The 6,657-nt window shown below is 73.1% G+C and carries 7 protein-coding genes and 1 pseudogene; 5 read left to right on the top strand and 3 right to left on the bottom strand.

Going from position 1 to position 6,657, the window contains the following annotated elements:
• The first annotated feature begins 34 nt into the window (after positions 1-34).
• Positions 35-1,921, top strand: a complete 1,887-nt coding sequence (locus IF54_RS0106780) for an ABC transporter ATP-binding protein (RefSeq protein WP_063754924.1) — start codon at positions 35-37, stop codon at positions 1,919-1,921.
• 42 nt (positions 1,922-1,963) lie between these two features.
• Here IF54_RS0106780 and IF54_RS0106785 read toward each other — a convergent pair whose 3' ends face one another.
• The 3 genes from IF54_RS0106785 to IF54_RS0106795 are packed head-to-tail and all read right to left on the bottom strand — an operon-like array spanning position 1,964 to position 3,921.
• Positions 1,964-2,497 (bottom strand): hypothetical protein, encoded by a 534-nt coding sequence (locus IF54_RS0106785; protein WP_030315550.1) that lies wholly within the window; start codon positions 2,495-2,497, stop codon positions 1,964-1,966.
• A 33-nt stretch (positions 2,498-2,530) separates the two neighbouring features.
• Positions 2,531-3,208: a hypothetical protein gene (locus IF54_RS0106790; RefSeq protein ID WP_051735349.1), complete on the bottom strand. Its 678-nt coding sequence runs from the start codon at positions 3,206-3,208 to the stop codon at positions 2,531-2,533.
• A complete protein-coding gene (locus tag IF54_RS0106795) occupies positions 3,205-3,921 on the bottom strand; it encodes a YqjF family protein (protein ID WP_030315553.1) in 717 nt (238 codons plus the stop codon). The genes IF54_RS0106790 and IF54_RS0106795 overlap by 4 nt, the downstream gene beginning before the upstream one ends.
• A gap of 136 nt (positions 3,922-4,057) precedes the next feature.
• Here IF54_RS0106795 and IF54_RS44150 point away from each other — a divergent pair.
• The 4 genes and pseudogenes from IF54_RS44150 to IF54_RS0106810 all read left to right on the top strand — a co-directional run.
• Positions 4,058-4,453, top strand: a pseudogene (locus IF54_RS44150) (NAD(P)/FAD-dependent oxidoreductase); the annotation flags it as partial.
• 157 nt (positions 4,454-4,610) lie between these two features.
• Complete coding sequence (locus IF54_RS44155) at positions 4,611-5,177, top strand: NAD(P)/FAD-dependent oxidoreductase (RefSeq protein WP_420790355.1); 567 nt, start codon at positions 4,611-4,613, stop codon at positions 5,175-5,177.
• A gap of 55 nt (positions 5,178-5,232) precedes the next feature.
• A complete protein-coding gene (gene panD, locus IF54_RS0106805) occupies positions 5,233-5,652 on the top strand; it encodes an aspartate 1-decarboxylase (protein WP_030315562.1) in 420 nt (139 codons plus the stop codon).
• Positions 5,653-5,686: 34 nt separating this feature from the next.
• Positions 5,687-6,037 (top strand): GNAT family N-acetyltransferase, encoded by a 351-nt coding sequence (locus IF54_RS0106810; RefSeq protein WP_030315568.1) that lies wholly within the window; start codon positions 5,687-5,689, stop codon positions 6,035-6,037.
• Positions 6,038-6,657 lie beyond the last annotated feature (620 nt).

A 6,657-nucleotide genomic window follows, 5' to 3' on the forward strand; every position in this document is an offset into this window, starting at 1 on the left:
CAACGCTTGAGGTCCTAGGTTCTCTCCCATGAGCATGGAGACCACAGCCTGGACACAGCTTCACAGTGTCATGAACGCCGAGCAGGAGCGCCGTCCGTTCGCCCGCGCGACGCTGCGCCGCATCGGCGCGTTCGCCCGTCCGCACCGCACCCGTATCGCCCGTTTCGTCCTGCTGGGGGTGGCGACCGCGCTGCTCGCCGTCGCCACGCCCGTGCTGGCCGGCAAGGTCGTGGACGCGATCGTGTCGGGCGACGACGAGGGCGAGGTCGTACGTCTGGCCCTGCTGATCGCGCTGATCGCGGTCGCCGAGGCGGCGCTGGGCATCCTCGCCCGGCGCCTGTCGGCCTCGCTCGGGGAGGGGCTCATCCTCGATCTGCGCACGGCTGTGTTCGATCATGTGCAGCGCATGCCGGTCGCGTTCTTCACACGCACTCGTACGGGAGCGCTCGTCTCCCGACTCAACAACGACGTCATCGGCGCCCAGCGCGCCTTCAGCAACACCCTGTCCGGCGTGGTCAGCAACCTGGTCACCCTGCTGCTGACCCTTGTGGTGATGCTCACCCTGTCCTGGCAGATCACCCTGCTCGCGCTCGCCCTGCTCCCCGTGTTCGTGATCCCGGCCCGCCGCATGGGCAGCCGGATGGCCCGGATGCAGCGGGAGGCGGCCACCCTGAACGCGGCCATGGGCACCCGGATGACCGAGCGCTTCTCCGCACCCGGCGCCACCCTGGTCAAGCTGTTCGGCCGCCCCGAACAGGAGTCCGTGGAGTTCGCGGCCCGTGCCCGTCAGGTGGCCGACATCGGGGTGCGCACGGCCACCGCCCAGTCGGTGTTCATCACCGCCCTGACCCTGGTCTCCGCACTGGCCCTCGCCCTGGTCTACGGCCTCGGCGGCTGGTTCGCCCTGCGCGGCACCCTGGAACCCGGCGCGGTCGTCTCCCTCGCACTGCTGCTGACCCGCATGTACGCCCCGCTCACCGCGCTGGCCGGCGCCCGGGTCGAGGTGATGAGCGCGCTGGTCAGCTTCGAGCGGGTCTTCGAGGTGCTGGACCTGAAGCCCCTGATCGAGGACAAGCCGGACGCCCGTACGGTCCCCGAGGGCCCGGTCGCCGTCGAGTTCGAGGACGTCCGCTTCGGCTACCCCTCCGCCGACAAGGTCTCCCTGGCCTCACTGGAGGAGGTCGCCTCCCTCGACACCCGCGGCGGCGCCGAGGTCCTGCACGGGATCTCCTTCCGCGCCGAACCCGGCCAGACCGTCGCGCTCGTCGGCTCGTCAGGCGCCGGGAAGTCGACCGTCGCCCAGCTGCTGCCGCGGCTCTACGACGTCGACGAGGGGGCCGTCCGCATCGGCGGGGTCGACGTCCGCGACCTGACCGCCGGTTCCCTGCGGGCGACCCTCGGCATGGTCACCCAGGACGGCCACCTCTTCCACGACACCGTCCGGGCGAACCTGCTGCTGGCCCGCCCGGAGGCGACCGAGGACGAGCTGTGGGACGCCCTGCGCCGCTCCCGCCTCGACGCCCTCGTACGATCCCTGCCCGACGGCCTCGACACCGTGGTCGGCGAGCGCGGCTACCGGCTCTCCGGCGGCGAACGCCAGCGCATGACCATCGCCCGGCTGCTCCTGGCCCGGCAGCGGGTCGTCATCCTCGACGAGGCCACCGCCCACCTGGACAACACCTCCGAGGCGGCCGTGCAGGAGGCGCTCACCGAGGCGCTGGAGGGCAGGACGGCGATCGTGATCGCCCACCGCCTCTCCACGGTCCGGGCGGCCGACCAGATCCTGGTGGTCGAGGACGGACACATCGTGGAACGGGGCACCCACGAGACCCTGCTGACCCTCGACGGCCGCTACGCGGAGCTGTACCGCACCCAGTTCGCCCCGCACGACGGCGAGATGCCGGAGACCGCCGTGATCTAGCCGGCGGGGCCGCGGAGTCGGCCCGTGTTCGGACGGCTTCCTCTACGACGGCTGCGGCGCCCCCGCCCCTTCCAGCAGCGCGGGCGCGGCCCTGCCGTGCAGGGAGTCGAGGGTCTCGATCTGCCGGTCCGCCCTGCGCAGCAGCTCCTCCAGACGGTCGGCGGGCAGGCGCGCGTCCTGTGCCGACGCGGCGAGCAGTCCGCGCCACAGGGCCGCCTTGCCCTGAACTCCCAGCCGCAGCGCCTCCAGTTCGACCAGCAGCGCGAGCCCGGAGCGACGCACCAGGCGTCCGTTGGGCTTCGCCCGTCCGGCCTTCTCCGCCAGCCAGGCCCCGTACACCTTGTAGTGCCGCACGGGTACGTCGAGGTCGGCCAGAAGACGCACCAGGGCCTGCCGGTCCTGCGAGATCTCCTTGCGCAGGTTCTCCAGGGCCTCGCCGAAGGGGGACGCACGGTGCTCCTCGGCCGTACGGCGGGCCAGTTCCACGCCCGCCGTGGCCCCGGCCAGGTGGTCGTTGAGGTAGATCACCAGCCGCTTGTGCCGAGCCGAACCGTCCTGGGAGGTCGGTGCCGCCATGTTCGTGATCCTCTCCGCCCGGGACGGATCCGCTCACCCGCCTTCGCTCATCCGCCGGCGGCCGGGTACCCCCTCCAGGGGGGCCTCACCCGGCGCCGGTTCCACCGTGGTCGTGACGCGGGTCAGGGAGGGCTGCCTCGGCACCGAGCCGAATCCGAAGCGCACGGGCGGCGAGACAGGTGCCACGGCACCCAGGTCGACGCTCTCGAACACCGCCGACACCGCCCGGACCGGCCGCAGGTCCCGGGCGCCGTACCACTCGCGGCGCCCCCCTCCCGCGCTGCCCCTGGTGCGTACGCCCGGCAGCAGGAAGCGGGCGGGCAGGGAGGCGAGCGCGCACCAGGCGGGCTGCCGGGCGAGCACGCCGGGCACCGCGCACAGCAGCAGACCCAGGAGTCCTCGGCGGCCGGTGGTGAAGCGCAGGTCGAGCGGCCCCGCCAGGACGCTCCAGGTCCCGTCGGCGACCCGGACGTCCACCGGGACGACTCGGACCCGGTCGAAGACGTAGGTGCCGCCGACGAAGTCCGCCACCTCCCGCGTGGGAGCGAGCAACAGCCGTTCCCCGCCCGGCCGCTCCACCATCACATCGCTGAACGGCCCGAACGGCGACCGCGGCCAGTGCCCCAGCACGATCCGGACCCCGGAGGCCGTGCCCAGACCGGCGATCCAGCCGTCGAAGCGCACTCGCCCGCGGTGTCGCGGACCGCTCATGCGGACGCCGGCCGGGAAGCGCCCAGCCGGACGTGCGTGACGCCGGGGGAGAAGTGCACGACGGGCCCGCCGAGCGGGGCGGGCAGACCGGCCGCGCGGGTCAGCGTCTGCTCCAGCCCGTCGACGGCCGCGTCCGCCAGCGGCCAGGGTTCGTGTTCCACCGGTGTCTCCCAGATACGGCCCAGCCGGCGGGTGTACGCCCGCCAGCGCGAGGTCAGCCACACGTCCCGCTCCGTCGGCCGCAGCGGCTCGCCGGGACGGACCCGGAGACGGTACGAGCCCCGACCCTCGACCCGCCTCCCGGCGTACGACACGGCGTCCCCGGCCCCGTCTCCGGCGACCCGCAGGGATCCCAGGTGGTACGGGGCGCCCACGGCACGCGCCGCCAGCATCACCGGGCTGGCCACGTCGATGGACAGGAACCAGATCCCGTCCCGTCCGTCCGCGCGCCGCACGTAGGTGCGCAGGTTGGTCTCCGCGAACGAGGGGAGGGCGGGCACCTTGGCGGGCAGGCCGACCGGGCGTACGTCGGCCATGACGAACGGTGTGAGACCCACCCACGCCGCCCCCTCGTACACGTCCACGGCCAGTTCCGGCGGCAGCAGCGCCTGCACCGCCTGCGGCCGGAAGGGCCAGTGCACGAACGTCTGCCGGAGCCAGCGCGCCCGCACGGCCGCCACCCGCACCCGCTGCTCCGCTCCGTACGCCACCACACCGGCCGGGTCCCCACCCGACGACCCCGGAAACGGACAGGTCACCGGGACCTCGGGGGACGTCCGCTAGTCGCCGGAGTTCTCCTCCAGCAGGTTGCGGCGCTCCTGTTCGCGTTTGGAGTACGCGGCCGCCCGGATGGCCTCGTCGCTCTCCAGGCCGGAGCCCATCGAGAACCTGCTCGGCTTCCCGTCCGGCATCTCCGGCGCCGAACTCACCGAACGCGCCGTGCTCCAGGCCGACAAGTTCGGCGCAGGGATCAGCCTTCCGCTGGAGGCGACCGCACTCCACGCCAAGGACGAGGACCACTGCGTGGTGGCGTTCGCCGACGGCGGTGAGATCGCCGCCCGCGCCGTCGTCCTGGCCATGGGCGCCCGCTACCGCCGGCTCCAGGTGCCCGGCATCGAAAGCCTGGAGGGAACGAGCGTGCACTACTCGGCGACCGTCTACGAGGCCCAGCAGTGCCGCACCGACCCGGTGGCCGTCGTCGGCGGCGGCAACTCGGCGGGTCGGGCGGTGCTGTTCCTCGCCGGGTACGCGCCGAAGGTGTACCTGCTGGCCCGAGGCGGCGACCTCGGGGCGAGCATGTCCCGTTGCCTGGTCGACCAGGTCGAGCGCCATCCCGCGGGTGGAGGTCAAGCGGTGACCGGCGCCGCCCTCGCGGGCCCGGACGGCGCGCCTGCACACCGAGGTGACCGAGGTCATCGGCGAGGAGGTCCTGGAGGAGCTCGACGTGGTCGACAACCGCACGGGCGTGCACCGCCGCCTCGCAGCCCGGAGCCTCTTCGTCCTCACCGGCGCCGAGCCGCACACCGAGTGGCTCGCCGGCACCGTCGCCCTCGACTCCCGCGGCTTCGTCGTCACCGGCCCGGAGGCCCAGGAAGCCTGCGCCCACCCCGAGGTGTGGCACGGCCGCGGGCCCTCGTGCATGACCCTGGAGGCCGGCCTGCCCGGCGTCTTCGCGGTGGGGGACGTCCGCAGCGGCTCGGTGAAGCGGGTGGCCTCCGCGGCCGGCGAGGGAGCGATGGCCGTCCACTCCGTGCACCGGCACCTGGGGCACGCGGCCGTACCGGGCAACCCGGGCACACCGACCGTCACGGGCCGCTCGGACGTCTCCCGGACGTCTCCCCGCGGCTGCGTCACAGGGAGTCCGCGTGGCTCGGATGAGAAGGGCGGATGCGCCGGTGCCTCCGACCTGCATCAGCTGAAGCGATGTTCCTCGCGACCATTGACTCCGACGCGCGCCCGTGTACGGTGAGGACCGCCCTTGACCTGCGCAAAGCAGGCAGGGAGCCGTCCTCCAGGAGTTGAAAATGCTGCGTACCATGTTCAAGTCCAAGATCCACCGCGCCACCGTCACCCAGGCCGACCTGCACTACGTGGGATCGGTGACCATCGACGCGGACCTTCTCGGCGCCGCCGATCTGCTGCCCGGTGAGCTCGTCCACATCGTCGACATCACCAACGGCGCCCGGTTGGAGACGTACGTCATCGAAGGCGAGCGCGGTTCCGGTGTCATCGGGATCAACGGTGCCGCCGCTCATCTCGTGCATCCCGGAGATCTGGTGATCATCATCAGTTACGCTCAGGTGACCGACGCCGAGGCGCGGGCACTTGAACCCCGGGTCGTGCACGTGGACCGGGACAACCGCATCATCGCGCTCGGGGCCGATCCGTCCGAGCCGGTGCCGGGGTCGGACCAGGAGCGCAGCCCGCAGGCGGTGTCGGTCTGACCCGCCCGACGACCTTCGGACCAGGAGCGTGCCCATGAGCGACATCGAGATCCGCGACGACCGACAGGCCGGGCGCCTGGAGGCGTTCGGTTCCGGGGGAGACGAAGTCGTGGGCCACATCCAGTACTTCGTCCTCGAGTCTCCCGAGCGCGCCCTGGTCCCGGTCCACACCATCGTCGAACCGGCGCACGAGGGACAGGGCATCGCAGGCTCCCTGGCCCACGAGCTCTACGCCATCGCGGCCCGCGAGGGTGTACCCGTGGCCCCGCTGTGCCCGTACGTCGTCAAGTGGGCCGAACGCCACCCCGGCGAGGCCCCCGCCGCGGACCCGGACCTGCTCCGGGCAGCGAAGGACTGGCTGAAGGCGAACCCCGAGGGCTTCTGAGCGGCCAGGTCCGATGAACTGCGGCCTCGCCGAGGGCCGCAGTTCCAGCGCCTGATGGGGCGCGGCCCCGTTTCTCCGACGGTCCCGCCGACCCGTCAGCCGCGGCCGGGCCGGCCGCTCCGCGAGAGGGGCCCGGCCGCCCGTTACGCCTGAGCCGCACCGACTTTGAGTGGTTGTCTCGCCGCTGCGTCGGCTGCGTTCCCCGTCGATTCGGGGCCGCCCCGGTTATCCGAGAGCCGCAGCTGTGCAGTCGTTCGTTGCGCTGCGCCCTTCTTCGCCTCTAGAGGGGCTGCCCTGCGCCGCTGCGTCGGCTGCGTTCGCGTCGATCCCTGCCCCGCGCCCCTCACCGCCCCGCGCCCCTCACCGCCCCGCGCCCCTCACCGCGCCGCGCCCCTCACCGCCCCGCGCCGCGCCCCTCACCGCCCCTGAGCCGCTACCCCGTCCCTCCCCAAGCCCCGGCCGGCGCCCGAGCCGCAGCCTCGCCACTCCGTCGGTCCACCAGCCCGCCGTACATCAGCACCCCGGCCCGAACCCCACCGCCCCACCCAGCGCCAGAACCCAGAGCTCCCGGACTCCCCGCATCCCGGCACCAGAACCCCCATCCCCCCGCCCCCCAACAC

The sequence above is a fragment of the Streptomyces sp. NRRL B-3229 genome (assembly GCF_000719505.1).
GTDB classification, from domain to species: Bacteria; Actinomycetota; Actinomycetes; order Streptomycetales; family Streptomycetaceae; genus Streptomyces; species Streptomyces griseorubiginosus.